This window comes from Ensifer sp. ENS11 (genome assembly GCF_014851895.1).
Classification (GTDB): domain Bacteria; phylum Pseudomonadota; class Alphaproteobacteria; order Rhizobiales; family Rhizobiaceae; genus Ensifer; species Ensifer canadensis.
The window spans coordinates 80,900-99,396 of sequence record NZ_JACVAN010000012.1 but is presented as its reverse complement, the minus strand read 5'-3'; the positions used below and the strand labels follow the sequence as shown (position 1 = coordinate 99,396).

Genomic DNA, 18,497 nt, shown 5'->3' with positions numbered 1-18,497 from the left:
TCAGGCGGACTCGATAATCTCGAACGTTCCGACGCTCATGCGACCGAGCGCGCCGAGGCGAAGGCCGGCCATACCATAGGCAAACTGGTCATCGCTCGCCTCGATCAACGGCTTGCCGTCGATGGCAAAGGACAGCGCATCGCCCTTTACCGAAAACGCGAAACCGTAGCTCTTGCCGAGCTCACGCTTGAACGGGGCGCGCGCGAGAACGGTGGTGCCGAAATCCTCCTTGAGGATGACGACGTCGTCGCCGTCGAAGCCCGCGGCATAGAACCGGCTCGTGCCCTGCACGCGGGCCGTTACCAGTTGCGACGGCCCGGCGAGCGGCTTGACATCCGCTAGGACCTTGACGTCGCGGGCGTAATAATGGCCCGTCCACATGTCGGCGTCACTGGCCGTATGGGCGTGAATGCGGCCGTCCTGCAGCGTCCAGTGACCGCGGTTCCAGGTGAAGCGCGAGATCGCGCCCCATTCCTGCACTTCACCCTTGGGATCGATCGCCGTATGGCCAGCGCCCTCAACCTTGAAATCGGCGAGGAACAGGCGGCCGAGGAATTTCAGACGGCCGAAATACTCGACCTGGATGCCGATCTCGTCGATCGCTTCGGCACCCTCCGGCACGGTGAATGCGTAGTCCTGCCAACCTTCGTGGTTGGGGACGTGCCACGCACCGGTCTCCTCGATCGCGCCTGAAATCGCCCGGCGGATATAGGGCGCGACGCGCAGGTTGCCGTCACCGTTCCACGGATCGAGCCACAGCTTGAACGACACTTTCTGGCCGGCATCGACCAGCGGCGAGAACATCGGACGATAGCGCTCGTCGTCGAAATCGGACCGGCTATAGAAGGGTTTCCAGAAGATGCGTCCGCCCTGGCCGCGCTCGAGCCGATCGAGCTGGATTTCGAGCGAGCCGCGCGAACCTTCGGCCTGCCTTTCGGTCGAGCCCTTGAGGCTGATCTGGTTGAAGCCCTCGGTGCGGAAACCATGGGTCGAACCCGGCAGATCGAAATCGAAGCGAACGCCGCGGCGGGTAAAGTCCTCGAGCCACAGGGCCGGCACATCGTCTTCGCGCAGTTGCAGCGCCAGCACGGTCAATTCCCGGGCGAAGGAGGGAATATCGACGATGTTGATCGAGCCGACGACGCCCGAGGCGACGATGAAGTCGTTGATTGGCTTCCGGTACTTGTCCCAGTTCGGCTGAAGCCCCTGGAACGTGCCGACGATGGCGCCGGCATTGCCGGCATTGCAGTCGGTATCCCAGCCGGCCATGGTCGCGATCTCGGCGGTGCGCGGCAGATCGCCTTCACCGTAGAGGATCGCCATGACGGTGACACCGGCGTTCGGGATGATGTGGCAGACGCCGGGATAGCGATCATAACCCCATTCGGCTGTCAGCATGTCACGGCAGGCGCGCCAGTTGCCGGGGTTGGCTTTGTGAAAGTCGATCACGGCCTGCACTACCTGGGCATAGGTCGAATTCGCGTCGATGGTTGCCATGGCAGCGTCGATCACCTCGGCGATCGACGTCGCCTCGAATGCCTTGGCGATTGCGGCGGCGCAGAAGCGGGCGCCATTCAGGCCGTCGCCGTCATGGGCGACGCTTGCCGCACGGGCAGAAGCGTCAGCCGCCTTCTGCGGCTCGCCCGGATGCACCCAGCCCCAGCTGTCGATGAAGATCTGGCCGCCGATCTGTTCGGCAACGGTTGCGCCGTTCTGGGCGATCGATCCGGACTGCGGCGCGGGGATGCCGGCGCGCAGGTTGCGGTAGGCGGTGTGTTCGGTCGAGACGCCGAAACCGCCCCACCAGTACATGCCATGCTCTTCGGCGGCATAGTTCACCCAGGTCTTGCCGACATCGGCCGCGCTGGCCTTGAGACCATAATCCCGCAACGCGCGGATGAAATAGACCGGGCCGTTGGTGTCATCGTCGGCGGCAAAATTCTTGAAATCGCGCAGGTACTGGGTAACTTCGCCATAGGTCTTCTGGACGCGCTCATAGCTCCAGATCGTCGGTTCGACCGGCGCACCAAGGCGAACGCCAATGGCCTTGCCGATGAAACCGGCATAGATCTTCTCGTAAATCGTCTCTTTGCTGAGCTTGGGCATCATGCGTCTTTCGTTATCAATCAGAATGTAAGGGCGGCGCGGAAGCTGGTCCGCCGGTCGGCTACCGCCTGGTCGGCGGCCTGGATGATGGTCGCCGTTTCGGTGAACCGATCGGCGGCGGCGGTGAGGTTCAACTTATTGACCTGATCGAGCAGGGCGTGGTCGGCAACGTCGATGACGCCTTCGCCGTGCATCGCGCCAAGAATCGCGCCGGCCATGACGCCGATGGAGTCGGTATCGCGGCCGGAATTGATGCCATCCTCGATCGACCGGCGGAAATCGCCGTCGTTGAACAGGCAGAATCCAAGTGCCAAAGGCAGTTCCTCGATCGAGCCGAGGCGGCTTGGCTGATAGGCGGCAGTCAGCCGCCCTGCCTTGGCGGGCGTGTGGTTGACGTCGTCGCCCATGGGAGAATAGGGCGCGATGGCCGCATGAAACGCGGCAACGACGGTCTGATAGTCAGCACCCTGCGCCTTGAGCTTGCGGGCAACTTCGGCGATGTCAGCAATGGCGTTGCGCGTGCCGTCCTTGGCCAGTGCCAGAACCGCTTCGATCACGCCTTCGATATCCGTTCCCGAGATGAAGGCCGCGGCGACTGCGGCGGCAAACGCGCCGGCAGCTTCAAGCCCGAAGCTTTCCTGGTGGCCGGAGGCGAATGCGATCGCCTCGTCATAGGCGGCATTCGGATCGCAGGCATTGACGACGCCGATCGGCGCCACATACATCGCCGCGCCGCAATTGACCATGTTGCCGATGCCACCTTGGCGCGGATCGCACGAGGTGAGCTGGTGGCGCTGGAATATCCACTTCTCGGGATAGAACAGCCGCTCGATCAGCATCGCTTCGCGCTGCAGTTCCGGTACGTAGCGCGGCACCCAGGCGATCTGCTTGACCATGCCGTCGGCCATGTCCCAGGCATCGAGATGCCTGCGGACCTCGCCATAGATATCCATCAGGCAGAGCGTCATCAGCGTGTCGTCGGTGACGATGCCGTTGCCGCGCACCCGGCCGTTGCGGGCCGTGGCATCCAGCGACATCTTGTGCCACTCGGTGTTAAGCGACGTCACCCGCCCATACTTGACCGCGATCTCCGCGGCCGGCAGCTTTTCGACCGGCGCCCCCATGGCGTCGCCGAGCGCGACGCCATGGATGAGCGCGCGGACCCTCCCCTTCAGGGAGAGCCCTTGAACGCTACTTTTCTGCATCTAGAACCGTCCTTGCATACTCGTTGAGACGTTTTCCCCCTGCCGCTTCCCACTCCGCGACATACTGGTCCCACTGATCCATCTTGGCGGCGCCGGAGATGAACTTGTAGACCCAGGACCGATAGACGTTTTCGGTCGCGTCGAGATCGGCCGCGTAGTCTGCCGGCCAGACGAAGGTGTTGTCCGGCTTGAAGTCCTTCTGGATCGTCGCCAGCGACTGCTGCGCCGCTTCGGACTGCCAAACAACGGGCGGGGTCCAGTTGGCCGCAACCATGAAACGGGCGTACCAGGTCGCGATCTTGTCGGTGACTTTGTAGCTGTCGCCGTCCTTGGTGTATTCCTGACCCTCGAAGCCGAAGCGATCGAACATCTGGCCTTCGGGGCTCGCCATGAAGTCGAGCAGCTTCATCACTTCGGCCTTGTGCTCGGAGATGGCGGAAATCGCCAGCCCGCGCGATTCCTTGGAGACGTCGACCGCTGCAAGGCCCTGCCCGCCCGGTCCCTTCGGTGGCGCCAGAAGCACCAGTTCGGTACCCGGATGGACCTGGCGCATCTTGCCGCCATAGATGTCGATGACTTCGCCGGAGGAGCCGAAGATCACGCCCGCCCGGCCGGTGTAGAACTTGTCTTCCTTCACGTCGAACTTGGTGGTGATGTATTCGGGATCGTAGAGGCCCTGCTCGCGCAGCGAGGCGTAGAAGGCGATCTTATCCTTCTCTTGGGAGGTGATGCGCGACTGCACCCACTCACCGCCTGCGTTCTTCATCCAGGTTCCGGTGATGCCGAAGGCCTGGTTGAAGATCGAATCGAGCTCGTTGGTGTTGTCGGCCGTGGTCACGCCGTAGCTGTCGGCGACGCCATTGCCGTCGAGGTCACCGTCCTTGATGGCCTTGAACAAGGTCACATAGTCTTCGACGGTTTCCGGCGCCTTGAGGCCGGTCTTTTCCAGCCAGTCCTTGCGGATCACCGGCTGGGGTCCGCGCACCGGATAGACGTAGAGCAGGTAGGGGTAGTTCTTCAGCCGCTCGACATTGTGCGGCCACAGCGCATCCTTGAGATATTTCGTATCGGCCAGCATCGGGCCGAGGTCTTCAAGCACGCCCTGCTCGACCATCTTGGCGTCGCCGCCCTGGAAGTAGATCAGGTCCGGGATATCGCCGGAAAGCAGCATGACCGATAGCTTGTCGGCATAGCCGGAAGACGGCAGGTCGACGAGTTCGATGTCGAGATCGGTGCCCTGCGCCCGGAGCGCTTCCTCAATGCGCTGCAGGTGCTTGACGTCGTCGGGGTTGGACGGGGTGAAGTCCTTGGACACGACCCGGATCTTGACCGGTTCGGCCATTGTCGGGGCGGCAGCACCAAGGCTGAGCGCCAGGGCTGTCGATGCCAGCAGGACCATTTTTCTAAGCATTTCGTCTCCTCCGTTTGGATAGGCTTCTTTGTTGGATCTCGTGTCGTGTTCAGCCCTTGAGCGCGCCGCTCATGGTTCCCTTGGTGAAGAATTTCAGGATCAGCGGGTAGATCGCCAGGATCGGCACGATGGTCAGAAGGATCATGCCGGCCTTGAGCGACCTCAGATCGATCTGGCTGGCGCCGGTGTTGTTGCTGGCGTTGTTGGCGCCGACGATCGCAACCTTGTCGCCGTCGATCACGAACTGGCGCAGCACCACCTGCAGCGGCCATTTGCCCTGATCGTTCAGATAGATCATCGCGCGGAAGAACTCGTTCCAGTGAAAGACGAGATAAAACAGCGAGATCGTCGCGAGCGCCGGCTTGGCGAGCGGAAGCACCAGATGCCAGAACACCTGGAAAGGGTTGGCGCCATCGAGTTCGGCGGCTTCCAGCAGCTCCTTCGGGATTTCCTCGAAGAAGCGGATGAGGATGATCAGGTACCAGGCATTGACCGCCTTGAAGAGGATGACAGACCAGTAGCTGTCGAGAAGGCCGAGGCGCTTGTTGACGAAGTAATCGGGAATGATGCCCGGCTCGAATACGATGGTGACGAGAACGAGGATGAACAGCGCCTTGCGGCCAGGCAGGCCGGGCCGCGAAAGGCCCCAGGCCATCAACGCGGTGCCGACGACGCCGATCACGGTGCTGACGGCGGTGATGAAGATCGAGTTGAAGATGCCGCGTTGCACATTGGGGTGCTGCAGGAGAACGCTCCAGACCTCGAAGGAGAAGCCCCTGGGTATGATGGTCAGCCCGCTCATGCCCGGCACCTTTGCCGGCTCGGACAGCGAGACAGCGAGCAGGTTGAGGATCGGCTGGACCGTGACGACGGCGAGCAACAGCAGCGTCGAAACGATGATCGCATATTCGATGCGTTCGATCGGGGTCTTGCGTGACAGGGCCATTACCAGACTCCCTTCCCGGTCAGGCGTTTGGAAACGAAGTGGGCAATCACGATCATCATCGTGCCGAGCACGGCCTTGAACAGGCCGGCGGCCGTTGCCAGCGAGTATTCGCCGGTCTGCAAACCGATGCGGTAGACATAGGTGTCGACGATATCGATCTTGCTGCGCACCACATCGTTGGAGAGGTTGATCACCTGGTTGAGGTCGGCGTTGAGGAACATGCCGGCGTTGAGGATGAACAGCGTCGCGATCGTCGGCACGATGCCCGGCAGGGTGACATGCCTGATCTTCTGCCAGCGGTTGGCGCCGTCGATCTCGGCTGCGTCATAGAGCTGCTGGTCGATAGCGATGATGGCGGCGAGATAGAGCAGGCTGTCCCAACCTGCCGAACGCCAGATTTCCGTGAAGACGAGTACCCAGCGGATAGCGCCGGTATCGGTCATGAACGATCGGGGCGCCATGCCGGCCATGCCCATGAGATTGTTGACGGCACCGTCGGTCGGCGACAGCGCCGCGATGAAGATGCCGGCGATCACCACCCAGGACAGGAAATGCGGCAGGTAGATCGCCGACTGGATGAACTTGCGCAGCGACCCGCCGCGAACCTCGTTCAGGAGCAGCGCGACGATGATCGGCACCGGCAGGAAGAATACCATCTTCATCGCGGAGATGATCAGCGTGTTGGCGAGCACCTGCCAGAACACCGGCGAGGAGAACAGCACCTGGAAATGCTTGATGCCCACCCAGATGTTGGGCGGCACGATCCGGACCTGTTCGAAGGCGATGCGCGCCTCCCAGATCGGCAGGTAATGGAAGACGAGGAAGAACAGGATGCCCGGCGCCATCATGACGTAATAGGGCCACCAGCGCCGCCAGCCGTCGGCGGCGAGCGCAACGCGTCCCGTCCTGCGGCGTGCGCTTGATTTGGGAACGTTCCCAAACTTAGGCGAGATCACCGCCTCGTCACGATTGGTCATTCCTACCCCCTCCCGGAGCTTGCTGCGCGTCTGGGCTGGTCAAGCGACAGATCGGCCAACGAGCCGCGCTCGATCAGCCGGCATGGCATGAACACCCGGCCATGCTCGGGACGGCCGGCGATTTCATCGAACAGGCAGTCGACGGCGCGCACGCCGATCTCACGCCCGGGCTTGGCAACCGTCGTCAGTCCCGGCCAGGAAAATGCGCCTGCGGGAATGCCGTCGAAACCGAGGATCGAGACATCCTCCGGGCAGCGAAGCCCGGCTTCGCGGACGGCGACCATGGCGCCGAGCGCCATCAGATCGTTGGCGGCGAAAACCGCGAGATGCCCGACCCGGTCGCGTTGCAGCAGCCGCATCATCGCCGTGCGCCCGCCTTCGACGGTGTACTCGCCATCTTCCATCGGCAAAGCCGCCGGGTCGATGTCGCGATCGACGCAATGCTCGTGGAAGGTCCGCAGAAACCGTGCACGCGCGATACGCGACTTCGGCCCCAGGATCAGTGCCGGCGCATGATGCCCCTTGGAAACCAGATGGTCCATGCCGAGCCGTACCGCCTGGGCGATATCGGAACCGACACTGGAGGTGGACGGAAAACGCTCGGCACTCGAGCCGATCAAGACGAAGGGCAGCCCGAACCTGTCGAGATCGTCGAAATTGTCGGCGACCGGATTGATAATCGCGCCATCGACCCGCGCCTGCCGCAGGGCCCGGAGATGGCTGGCTTCGCGGCTGTGATCCCAATCGGAAGAAAACACCAGCAGCGAGGCCCCGTTTTCGACCGCGCGATCCTGCGCGCCGCGCGCCACCTCGGCCCAGAACGGGTTGGTAATGTCAGGGATGACGAGACCAAGCAAACCGGTGCGGCCGGACCGCATGCCGACGGCGAGATCGTTGCGCTCATAGCCGACGGCACGGGCCGCATCGAGAACCCGCTCGCGCGCCTCGTCCGTGACATTGGACGCGCCGGAGAGTGCCCGGCCGGCGGTGCTCTTGGACACCCCCGCCTTGCGCGCGACGTCAATGATCGTCGGCCGCCTCCGCTGCATCAAACACGCCCTCCCATGGCATGAACTCATGGGAACGTTACCACGGAGATTTCGAGTCCGCAAGTCCACCCCTTCAGATGCGGCTTTGCCAGCGGTCGAACACAGAAAAAGAAAAAGGCCACCGTTCAGACGGCGGCCTCAAATTGAGAGGTGTATAACCTCCAGAGGGAACATCGCTATCGCAGCCGGGAGGATGGCTGCACGTCAAGCGACCCTGATAATGTGACAGCTCGGGCGCCGGTTCTCAATCAATGCAAAACCAGAACGGAAGCCAGAGCGGGATCGCTCTTCCAATATTCGCACGGCGGCCGCGATTTTGTTCCATCTCGTGAGGCTCCCGTCTCACCTTCAGATCCGAGCACGGCCAAACCAGCGTCCACCGTATTTCCGTTCAATTCGGCCGCTGCGCCGCAGTCAGCAACCGTGCTGGGCTGAGACCGGACGGGGGCGGCTGGCACCATTGGGCGGAAGGGCATGGGGAAAGTGCGGCGGTTCCGCACATCCGGCACATCGCCTTGACATACGCGCCGTCGCAATTACGATAGTGGCATGCTGATCGTGACTTCATATGCCCTTCGAGAACCCGCGCGCCTGAAAACGGGATCGTAACCCGGCCGCGGCTTTTGTCGTACGCGACCGGGGTATGTCACTCCATCCCAGCTATCTCTCTTTTGGCTGAGACGATGAAATCGATCGCCGGCTCGTGCCGCCTTGAGCGGACTTCCTGATAGCGAGCAGGCCCTTAGTTCTCGACAGCGTATATGAAAAACATCCCGCAAATTGACAGCTGGCACTCGGGCCTGTTCACCGAGCTCGAAATCGTCACCGCATTCGGCGAAAGTCGAGCAGCGCTCGGCGAACTTTTCGATTGCGACATGCTGAGGGGCGCGCGACGCCCGGCCGACGCAGGCGATCCGGAGTGCTTCGACCTGTCGGCAACGGCGCGTGTCAGCCTTGCCATCCTCCACGCCCTCTGGCGCGCCGCTGGTCTGCCGCTTTGCGTAGCCGAGCAAGCGCTTTCGAACTGGCCGCAAATCGCGGTCTCGGTCGCACGTATTGTCGACTTCGAGCGCGAAGCTTGGGAGGACAGATGCGCAAGCCGCGAACCGGCATCCGCCGCAGATCCCTTCCAGTTCTTCGGGCCGTTTGCCGAAGAGCCTCTGCCCGTCGGCAGGATCGACGAATATATCGACCTGATCGACGGACGATATCTGCTGTGGCGCAAACCGAAGGACGATCCGCACAGGATCGGGACGGCGATCCACGCCAGCCAGGAACGCCTTCTTCTCGACCCGCAGGATGCGGCCGCTCAAGCCGACTTTCTTGAGGCCGCGGCCTTTCTCCGGCGCCCCGCCGAGCACGAGCTGATCTGGTTGGGTTCGACGGGAGACGAAGTGTTCCAACCGACGTCGGCGCCAAGCGGTTCTCACGCTCCCGAGCGCTTGCCCACCTCCATCCTGTTGGGCGACGCAGGCAGGGCGGCGACATTGGCCACGAATTATCTCTCGAAGCGCTCGGTCAATATCTCGCTTGCCGCCCGCGCCATGAAACGACGGGCACTCGGGCTGCACATCAGATAGCCCTACTCCTTTCACCGACACCGCGAGCTTTTGAAGACACAAGGCACATCATGATCCAGACCCCCTATTACTTGATCGACAAGGCGAAGCTGCTTCGAAACATGGAGAAGATCGCTTACGTGCGCGACAAATCGGGGGCCAAGGCGCTACTCGCGCTCAAGTGTTTCGCCACCTGGTCGGTCTTCGATCTGATGCGCGAATACTTGGATGGCACGACCTCTTCGTCGCTCTATGAGGTACGGCTCGGGCGCGAGAAATTCGGCGGCGAAACCCATGCCTACAGCGTCGCCTATGGCGACAACGAAATCGAAGAGGTGATCGGCCATGCCGACAAGATCATCTTCAACTCGATCGGCCAGCTGGACCGTTTCGCGGACAAGGCATCCGGCATCGCCCGCGGCCTGCGCCTCAATCCGGGAATGAGCTCATCCAGTTTCGACCTTGCCGATCCCGCCCGCCCCTTCAGCCGGCTCGGCGAATGGGATGCGGCCAAGGTCGAGGCCGTCATGGATCGCATCAGCGGCTTCATGATCCACAACAACTGCGAGAACAAGGATTTCGGCCTGTTCGACCGGATGCTGTCGGAGATCGAGGAAAAGTTCGGCGCGCTACTTTCCCGCGCCGAGTGGATCAGCCTTGGCGGCGGTATTCACTTCACCGGCGACGATTATCCGGTCGATGCCTTCTGCGAGCGCCTGAAGGCCTTTTCCGGCCGCCATGGCGTCCAGATCTATCTCGAGCCCGGAGAAGCGTCGATCACCCGGAGCACGACGCTCGAGACCACCGTTCTCGACACACTCAACAACGGCAAGGATCTCGCCGTCGTCGACAGCTCGATCGAGGCGCATATGCTGGACCTCTTGATCTACCGCGAAAGCGCAAAGGTCGAGCCCAATGCTGGCCCACACAGCGTCATGATCTGCGGCAAATCCTGCCTTGCCGGCGATATCTTCGGCGAGTTCCGCTTTCCCGAGCCATTGAAGGTCGGCGACCGCGTCTCGTTCCAGGATGCGGCCGGCTACACCATGGTCAAGAAGAACTGGTTCAACGGCGTCGGCATGCCGTCAATCGCCATCAGAGATCTTGACGGCAGCGTCAGGCTTGTCCGCGAATTCACCTTCGCCGACTACGAACAGAGCCTTTCCTAAAGCATCCCGCCTTTAAGTGGAATCACTTAAGGCGGATAAGATGCTTTAGAATCAAAGGGCTATAGCGCCCTTAGCGCGTTCTTCTGAACGCACGGCGCTCTAGGCTCGTCATATCCCCAAGGGAAAAGGAGACATCCCCCGAAATGAAAAAGAACGTTCTCATCATCGGCGCCGGTGGCGTGGCTCAGGTCGTGGCGCACAAATGCGCACAGAACTGCGATGTACTGGGAGACATCCATATCGCATCCAGAACGGTCGAAAAGTGCCGCGCGATCGTCGATTCCGTGCGCGAGAAAAAGAGCCTGAAAACCGAAGTGACGCTCGAGGCGCACGCGCTCGACGCCATGGATGTCGAGGCGACAAAGGCGCTGATCGAAAAGACCAGGGCCGGCATCGTCATCAATGTCGGCTCCGCCTTCGTCAACATGTCGGTCCTGCGCGCCTGCATGGATACCGGGGCTGCCTACATGGACACCGCGATCCACGAAGATCCGAAGAAGATCTGCGAGACGCCGCCGTGGTACGGAAACTACGAATGGAAGCGTGCGGAAGAATGCAAGGAAAAGGGCATCACCGCCATCCTCGGCGTCGGCTTCGACCCGGGCGTGGTCAACGCCTATGCGCGCCTCGCCAAGGATGAGTATTTCGACAAGGTCACCGCCGTCGATATCGTCGACATCAATGCCGGCAGCCACGGCAAATATTTCGCCACCAACTTCGATCCGGAGATCAACTTCCGCGAATTCACCGGCGTCGTCTATTCCTGGCAGAACGGCCAGTGGCAGACCAATTCGATGTTCGAGGTCGGCAAGGAATACGACCTGCCGGTGGTCGGCAAATGCAAGGCCTACATGACCGGCCATGACGAGGTTCATTCGCTGGCAAAGCATATGGACGGCGCCGACGTCCGCTTCTGGATGGGCTTTGGCGATCACTACATCAACGTCTTCACCGTCTTGAAGAATCTCGGCCTCCTGTCGGAACAGCCGGTGAAGACGGCCGAGGGCCTCGAGGTCGTCCCGTTGAAGGTGGTCAAGGCGGTGCTGCCGGATCCGTCGTCGCTGGCACCGAACTATCAGGGCAAGACCTGCATTGGCGATTTCGTCAAGGGCCTCAAGGACGGGCAGGAACGCGAAGTCTTCATCTACAACGTCGCCGACCACAAGGACGCTTTCGAAGAAGTCGGATCGCAGGGCATCTCCTACACCGCCGGCGTGCCGCCGGTTGCCGCCGCCATGCTGATTGCCTCGGGCGAGTGGGATGTGAAGCAGATGGTCAACGTTGAAGAACTGCCGCCGCGCCCGTTCCTAGACATCCTCAACCGGATCGGACTTCCCACCCGCATCAAGGATGCGGACGGCGACCGCGCGTTGACGTTCTCCAGAGACCATAAACCGAACCACCTCCGGTAGGTCGTCATTTAGCGCGGCCGGCTGGCATATGGACGAAGCCCAGTCATCGCCAGGTGATTGGGCTTCCAACGTTTCTACAGATTTCTCGACGCGCACGTCGATGAATCCACCCGGCGAGCGAAACGCTTCGTTAACGCGATTCACTTAGCTGCCCGTACCCCGGCGTCTCGCCGGCCAACCACGTATGAGTTCCAACTGACATGCCCCCATTGACTGCCCCGGTTCACAGTTTTCATCAAAAGATTGCATCGTTTTGCGAGCTCCGGCTTGCCCGCGCCCTTCCCAAGCACGACTACGACAACCTCCGTCACTACATGCTTGATTTCGTTAACCGGCGGGCAATGCCGCCGCAGACCGGCAACAAGCTCGACTGGAAGGAAATCGGCCTTGCCTGCGATCTCGACGACGACAGCCTGCGAATCACCAAGCGCCTGGCCAAGCACGGCTTCGAGGCCATCATTCGCTGGCTGAAGGGCCCGAGCGCCAGCAAGCCCGACAGAAAGACGCCGGCCGCCCAGGGCTGGGTCAAGGCGCCTGCGGCACCGGCGCGCAGGATCGGCTTGGAGCAACGGCGTTTCGCCACCACGCGGTAATTTTCCGCCCATGGCGTCCCCGAAATCGCTTTTGATTCAGGCCGGGACGCTGCAGACTTCAGCGCTGCAGCTTTTAGAATCGTTACATAACGGCAGCGGGCAGGGCCTCCACGATCAGTCTCGCCCGCGGCACTCAGGATGCCGACAGCTCGATCTTCGGCCAGGTCTTTTGGACCGATGGGTCGGTCTCGATCGCTACCGAATGCCGCTCGCGGAAGGCGGCAGCAAGGGTTTGCAGGGCCTTGCGGGATCGCGCGTCGGTCAGGGTCGAATGCAGAACGATCTCCGAGGACGGAAGCGGCGGCAGGCCAAACTGTTTGCTGACTTCGATCGTGTCGGAGGGCGCAAGGCGACAGGAGAATGGGCCGACGGCGAGCCCCGCCGAGACTGCAGCGTTGACAGCGGTCGACACGCCGACGAACACCTCCACCCAGGGAACGCCGGCCGCGTCGAGCGCGCGCGTGGCGATGTCGCGCACGCCGCAGAGCGGCGCCAGCGCTGCCAGTCGCAGCGGCTCACCCGGTCCGCGCTTGAAGCCGGGTGAGGCGAACCAGCCGAAATGTTCCGGCCCAAGCGTCTCGCCATCGCGCCGGTCTTCGTCGCGCCGGATGATGACGGCATCGAGCTCTCCGCGGTCGAACGCGCCAAGCAGGTTTCGCGATGTCTCGAGCCTGACCTCGATGCACAGGCCGGGGTCATGGGCATAGAGCCGCGCCAGCAATGTCGGCACTTCCGGGCCGGCGACGTGGGCAGCAATGCCGAGGCCGAAGCGGCGACGTGTCGACGACAGCCCTGCCAGCGCGCGCTCATGGGCGGCGAGGAATTCGCGCGCGCCCTCGATGAAGACAGCGCCCTGCGCCGAGAGCCGAACCTGCCTTGGTGTACGCTCCAGCAGCCTGACGCCGAGCCGATCTTCGAGCCGCTTCAGCTTGACGCTGATTGCCCCTTGCGTGCTGCCGAGGAACTCCGCAGCGCGGGTAAAGCTTTGAAAATCGGCGATCGCGACGAAGGCCTGCACCGCATCCACATCCAGCGTCGTCATTGCAACCATCCGATTTTGTTATCTCTGAAATACCTAACCATCCAATTCAGTTGTGATCAAGGCCAGACTATGGTGCCCCGGTCCCCAAGCGATTTCAATTCGGGCGGAGCGTGTGGAAAGGCCGGAACCGGTTTTCCGCGATGCCCGCCAAAGCATCGAAAGACCGTGAGCATGAACCAACCCATAACCCGCCGCAGTGCGCTGGCACTGGCAGCCGTCTGCCTCTCCTCGCTGATGTTCGGCCTGGAGATTTCCAGTATTCCAGCAATCCTGCCGACGCTGGAGCAGGTGCTCGGCGCAGATTTCAAGCAGCTGCAATGGATCATGAACGCCTACACCATCGCCGTCACGGCGGTTCTGATGGGAGCAGGCACATTGGCCGATCGCTACGGCCGCAAGCGCATCTTCGTCGCCGGCATTATCGCCTTCGGCATCGCCTCGCTGATCTGCGGGCTGACCGACAACATATCAGTATTGATCGTCGCCCGCTTCCTCCAGGGTATGGCCGGCGGCGTGATGCTCATCTGCCAGATCGCCGTCCTATCGCAGCAGTTCCAGTCCGGCCGCCAGCGCGGGATCGCGTTTAGCTGGTGGGGCATCATCTTCGGGATCGGCCTCGGTTTTGGTCCGATCGTCGGCGGCGCGACGGTCGCGCTCTTGAGCTGGGAATGGGTGTTTCTCGTCCACGTCCTGCTTTCAGGCGTGACGGTGGCGCTTGCGCTCGCAGGCGTCAAGGAATCGCGCGATCCTGGCGCCGAGAGCCTCGACGTCGCCGGCATCGTGACGTTGTCGGCCGCGGTCTTCTGCATCGCCTATTTCATTACCCAAGGCCCCGAACTCGGTTTTGCCAGCCCGACCGCACTGTCAATCCTCGGCATTGCCATCGTCAGCCTGATCGGCTTCGTGATTGCCGAAAAAGTCAGCGCCCGGCCGATGTTCGACTTTTCGGTGTTCCGCATCCGCAGCTTCTCAGGTGCGCTGTTCGGTTCGGTGGGCATGAACATCAGCTTCTGGCCGTTCATGATCTATCTGCCGATCTGGTTCCAGGCGGGCCTCGGCTATGACGGTGTGACCGCCAGCATCGCCTTGCTCGCCTACACGCTGCCCCCGCTTATCGTCCCGCCGTTTGCCGAACGGCTGATGCTTCGCTTTCGTCCAGGGATCGTCATCCCGGCCGGCCTGTTCACGATCGGTCTCGGCTTCCTCATGATGAAGATCGGCAGCAGCGTTGAGAATGCCAGCTGGCTAACGATGCTGCCGGGGTGCGTGCTGGCCGGCATTGGCCTCGGCTTCACCAATACCACGGTGACCAACGCCGCGACCGGCGCGGTCGCCGCGGAGCGCGCCGGCATGGCCTCGGGCATCGACACCAGCGCGCGGATGATCTCGCTGGCGATCAACATCGCGCTGATGGGGCTGATCCTGGTCGAAGGCGTGCTGTCTTCGCTGCAAAGCTCGCTTTTCGGGCGAGTGACCGACACCGAGCTGCGTACGCTCGCCGAGAAGATCTCGGCCGGCGGCATGCTGACTTCGGACTATGGCCTGTCGGAGACGGTCATCCATACGGCGCTCGGCGAGGGTTTCGGCTGGGTCATGCTCTATGGCGCCATCGGTGTCTGGCTGTCGGCCGCCGCAAGCCTGCTCGTCTTCGGTCTCCGCGCCAAGACGGAAGCGGTGCTTGCGTGTTCGACGGCGAAATCGTCGTAACACACGTAGCCGACTAGTCACCGAGGGCAAGGCAGCGCATCGGGCCAGATAGACTGGCCTGATGGACCATGGATGGCGGTCCGCGCCGTAATCCGACCTCTGCCTCGCCGACAAAACGCGTCGGCGCGGCGAAAAGTCCATTCACGGGCACGCCGGCGACGGTTATATCGTGACCATCGTTGACGCAGATATATTGGACACGTTGCTTATGACCGACACTGTTATCGATCGCTTCCTTCGTTACGTCGTTATCGACACTCAATCGGATGCCAAGTCGAAGACCACGCCCACCACCGAGAAACAGAAGACGCTCGGCCGACTGCTGGTCGAAGAGCTGCTGGCAATGGGCGTATCGGACGCGCATCTCGACGAACACGGCTATGTCTACGCAACAATTCCCTCAAACGTCGACAAGCCGGTTCCGGTCATCTGCTTCTGTTCTCATATGGACACGGCACCGGATTTCACCGGTACCAACGTCAAGCCGCAGATCGTTAGGAATTACCAGGGCGGCGACATCCGGCTAACGGGCGACCCGCAGCAGGTCATTCGCGTCAGCGAGCATCCTGTGCTGCTCGACCAGATCGGCAATGACATCATCACCACCGATGGCACGACGCTCCTGGGTGCCGACGACAAGGCCGGCGTTGCCGAAATCATGTCGGCAGCACAGTTCCTGATGGACAATCCCGACGTCAGGCACGGCACCATCCGCATCCTGTTCACCCCCGACGAAGAAGTCGGCCGCGGTGCCGACAAGGTCGACCTGAAGAAGCTCGGCGCCCAGTTCGGCTATACCATCGACGGCGAAACCGCCGGCCATATCGAAGACGAGACCTTCTCCGCCGACGGTGTCGAGATCGCCATTTCAGGCGTTGCCATCCATCCGGGCTTTGCCAAGGGCAAGATGGAGAATGCCATCAAGATCGCCGGCGCCATCATCGATCGCCTGCCAAAGGACATCGCCCCTGAAAGCACGGAAGGCCGCGAAGGCTTCATTCACCCGACCGGCGTCACCGGCACGATGGAAAAGGCCAGCCTCAGCCTGATCGTCCGCGATTTCGAGGACGAGGGCCTGGCGACCAAGGAAGCCATGCTCGAAGGCATCGTCAAGGACGTGATCGCCGCCTATCCGGGGTCATCCTACACCTTCGAGGTCAAGCAGCAGTACCGCAACATGAAGGCCATTCTCGCCCGCAACCCCGAGATCGCCGACAATGCGCTCGAAGCGGTGCGACGTGCGGGCATGACGCCGGTGCGCGGCAGCATTCGCGGCGGTACCGACGGCTCGCGCCTGTCGTTCATGGGCCTGCCCTGCCCCAACATCTTCGCCGGCGGCCATGCCTTCCACTCGCCGCTGGAATGGGTGAGCCGCCAGGACATGGAACGGGCGGTCAAGACATTGGTCGAGCTGGCAAAGGTCTGGGAAGAGCGCGCCTGAGGCTGGTCATCCGAACGAGCGCAGCTTTTTTCGAGATAGGATCGTCGGAAGCAAAAAGAGCCGAAGCACGCGCAACGTGCTTCGGCTCTTGTCGTTTCGGAGAGTCGTCACGGCGACGCCGCGACACAGCGAAGTCAGCTGCGCAGACCCGGCGCTTCCTGGCCGGTGCGGGCGACATATTCGGTGTAACCGCCGCCATATTGATGCACGCCGTCCGGCGTCAGCTCCAAAACGCGGTTTGACAGCGCCGCCAGGAAATGGCGGTCGTGCGAGACGAACAGCATCGTGCCCTCGTACTGCGCCAACGCCTTGATCAGCATTTCCTTGGTGTCGAGATCGAGGTGGTTGGTGGGCTCGTCGAGCACCAGCAGGTTCGGCGGATCGAACAGCATCATCGCCATCACCAGCCGCGCCTTCTCGCCGCCCGAAAGCACCCGGCATCTCTTCTCGACGTCGTCGCCTGAAAAGCCGAAGCAACCGGCCAGCGCCCTGAGCGGACCTTGCCCTGCCTGCGGGAATGCATCTTCCAGCGACTGGAAGACCGTGCGCTCGCCATCGAGCAGATCCATCGCGTGCTGGGCGAAATAGCCCAACTTGACGCTGGCGCCGAGCGCCACACTGCCCTCGTCCGGATCGGTCGAGCCTGTCACCAGCTTCAAAAGCGTGGACTTGCCGGCCCCGTTGATGCCCATGATGCACCAGCGCTCGCGACGACGCACCATGAAGTCCAGACCCTCATAGATGCAGCGCTCGCCATATTTCTTGTGCACGTTCTTGAGGTTGACCACGTCTTCGCCTGAGCGCGGCGCCGGCCGGAACTCGAACGTCACGGTCTGACGGCGCTTGGGCGGTTCGACCCGGTCGATCTTTTCGAGCTTCTTGACCCGGCTCTGCACCTGGGCTGCATGCGAGGCGCGCGCCTTGAAGCGCTCGATAAACTTGATCTCCTTGGCGAGCATCGCCTGCTGACGCTCGAACTGCGCCAGCTGGTGCTTTTCGTTCTGCGCCCGCTGCTGCTCGTAGAAGGCATAGTCGCCGGAATAGCTGTTGAGCGAGCCGCCATCGATCTCGATCACCTTGGTGATGATCCGGTTCATGAACTCGCGATCGTGCGAGGTCATCAGCAGCGCCCCTTCGTAGCCCTTGAGGAAGGCCTCAAGCCAGATCAGGCTTTCCAGATCCAGGTGGTTGCTCGGTTCGTCGAGCAGCATCACGTCAGGGCGCATGAGCAGAATGCGGGCGAGCGCGACGCGCATCTTCCAACCGCCAGAAAGCGCGCCGACGTCGCCGTCCATCATCTCCTGGGAGAAGCTGAGGCCCGCCAGCACTTCGCGTGCACGGCCTTCCAGCGCGTAGCCGTCGAGTTCTTCATAGCGTGCCTGCACCTCGCCGTAGCGCTCGATGATCGCATCCATCTCGTCGAGACGGTCGGGGTCGACCATGGCGGCTTCAAGCGCGTGCAGCTCGGCGGCAACCGTGCTCACCGGCCCGGCACCGTTCATCACCTCGGCAACAGCGCTGCCCCCCGACATCTCACCGACATCCTGGTTGAAGTAGCCGATCGTCACGCCCTTATCGACGGCGACCTGGCCTTCGTCCGGCATCTCTTCTCCGGTGATCATCCGGAAGAGCGACGTCTTGCCCGCACCATTGGGGCCGACGAGGCCGACCTTCTCGCCCTTGTTGAGGGCTGCGGATGCCTCGATGAAGAGGATCCGGTGGCTGAGCTGCTTGCTGATATTCTCGATACGAATCATATTTTAGGGGCCCGAAACGTTGCGGCGCCCTTATGTCACGGGTGACAGTCGCGCCGCAAACGTTGATTCGCGACGTCTGCCCACCCAAAAACGCACGGGAAACGGGGCATCAAACGGCTTTGA

General features: G+C 62.0%; 14 protein-coding genes. 6 read left to right on the top strand and 8 right to left on the bottom strand.

Features of this window, described 5'->3' with window-relative positions:
• Genes IB264_RS21695 through IB264_RS21670 form a run of 6 tightly spaced genes read right to left on the bottom strand, consistent with a single transcriptional unit; the run spans position 1 to position 7,694 of the window.
• A complete protein-coding gene (locus IB264_RS21695) occupies positions 1–2,109 on the bottom strand; it encodes an ADP-ribosylglycohydrolase family protein (RefSeq protein ID WP_244497438.1) in 2,109 nt (702 codons plus the stop codon).
• Between the two features lie 17 nt (positions 2,110–2,126).
• A complete protein-coding gene (locus IB264_RS21690; RefSeq protein WP_057223797.1) occupies positions 2,127–3,311 on the bottom strand; it encodes an ADP-ribosylglycohydrolase family protein in 1,185 nt (394 codons plus the stop codon).
• Positions 3,298–4,722 carry an extracellular solute-binding protein gene (locus IB264_RS21685; protein WP_244497437.1) on the bottom strand — a complete coding sequence of 475 codons (1,425 nt, stop codon included), beginning with the start codon at positions 4,720–4,722 and terminating at the stop codon, positions 3,298–3,300. Before IB264_RS21685 ends, IB264_RS21690 begins: the two co-directional genes overlap by 14 nt.
• Positions 4,723–4,771: 49 nt before the next feature.
• A complete protein-coding gene (locus IB264_RS21680) occupies positions 4,772–5,668 on the bottom strand; it encodes a carbohydrate ABC transporter permease (protein WP_057223792.1) in 897 nt (298 codons plus the stop codon).
• Positions 5,668–6,645: a sugar ABC transporter permease gene (locus IB264_RS21675; RefSeq protein WP_057212705.1), complete on the bottom strand. Its 978-nt coding sequence runs from the start codon at positions 6,643–6,645 to the stop codon at positions 5,668–5,670. Before IB264_RS21675 ends, IB264_RS21680 begins: the two co-directional genes overlap by 1 nt.
• A 2-nt stretch (positions 6,646–6,647) precedes the next feature.
• The gene (locus tag IB264_RS21670) at positions 6,648–7,694 is read right to left on the bottom strand and encodes a LacI family DNA-binding transcriptional regulator (protein ID WP_057223790.1); all 1,047 of its coding nucleotides are present in this window, start codon (positions 7,692–7,694) and stop codon (positions 6,648–6,650) included.
• A gap of 761 nt (positions 7,695–8,455) precedes the next feature.
• On the opposite strand from IB264_RS21670, the gene IB264_RS21665 reads away from it, so the two are divergent.
• The 4 genes from IB264_RS21665 to IB264_RS21650 all read left to right on the top strand — a co-directional run bounded on the left by IB264_RS21665 (position 8,456) and on the right by IB264_RS21650 (position 12,427).
• Positions 8,456–9,274, top strand: coding sequence for a hypothetical protein (locus IB264_RS21665; RefSeq protein WP_057223788.1), 819 nt, complete (start codon positions 8,456–8,458; stop codon positions 9,272–9,274).
• 50 nt (positions 9,275–9,324) lie between these two features.
• Positions 9,325–10,422: a carboxynorspermidine decarboxylase gene (gene nspC / locus IB264_RS21660; RefSeq protein ID WP_057223786.1), complete on the top strand. Its 1,098-nt coding sequence runs from the start codon at positions 9,325–9,327 to the stop codon at positions 10,420–10,422.
• Between the two features lie 143 nt (positions 10,423–10,565).
• Positions 10,566–11,834: a saccharopine dehydrogenase family protein gene (locus tag IB264_RS21655; RefSeq protein ID WP_057223785.1), complete on the top strand. Its 1,269-nt coding sequence runs from the start codon at positions 10,566–10,568 to the stop codon at positions 11,832–11,834.
• Between the two features lie 200 nt (positions 11,835–12,034).
• Positions 12,035–12,427 carry a hypothetical protein gene (locus IB264_RS21650; protein ID WP_156612943.1) on the top strand — a complete coding sequence of 131 codons (393 nt, stop codon included), beginning with the start codon at positions 12,035–12,037 and terminating at the stop codon, positions 12,425–12,427.
• 133 nt (positions 12,428–12,560) lie between these two features.
• On the opposite strand, the gene IB264_RS21645 is transcribed toward IB264_RS21650, so the two are convergent.
• Entirely contained in the window at positions 12,561–13,469 is a 909-nt protein-coding gene (locus IB264_RS21645) for a LysR family transcriptional regulator (protein WP_025429683.1), read from the bottom strand.
• Between the two features lie 171 nt (positions 13,470–13,640).
• Between IB264_RS21645 and IB264_RS21640 the strand changes: the two genes are divergently transcribed.
• Positions 13,641–15,176, top strand: coding sequence for an MFS transporter (locus tag IB264_RS21640; RefSeq protein WP_051509261.1), 1,536 nt, complete (start codon positions 13,641–13,643; stop codon positions 15,174–15,176).
• Between the two features lie 208 nt (positions 15,177–15,384).
• The gene (pepT, locus tag IB264_RS21635; protein WP_057223782.1) at positions 15,385–16,617 is read left to right on the top strand and encodes a peptidase T; all 1,233 of its coding nucleotides are present in this window, start codon (positions 15,385–15,387) and stop codon (positions 16,615–16,617) included.
• 134 nt (positions 16,618–16,751) lie between these two features.
• Here the strand turns inward: pepT and IB264_RS21630 are convergent, their stop codons facing one another.
• Complete coding sequence (locus IB264_RS21630; protein ID WP_025429680.1) at positions 16,752–18,374, bottom strand: ABC-F family ATP-binding cassette domain-containing protein; 1,623 nt, start codon at positions 18,372–18,374, stop codon at positions 16,752–16,754.
• Positions 18,375–18,497: the final 123 nt, after the last annotated feature.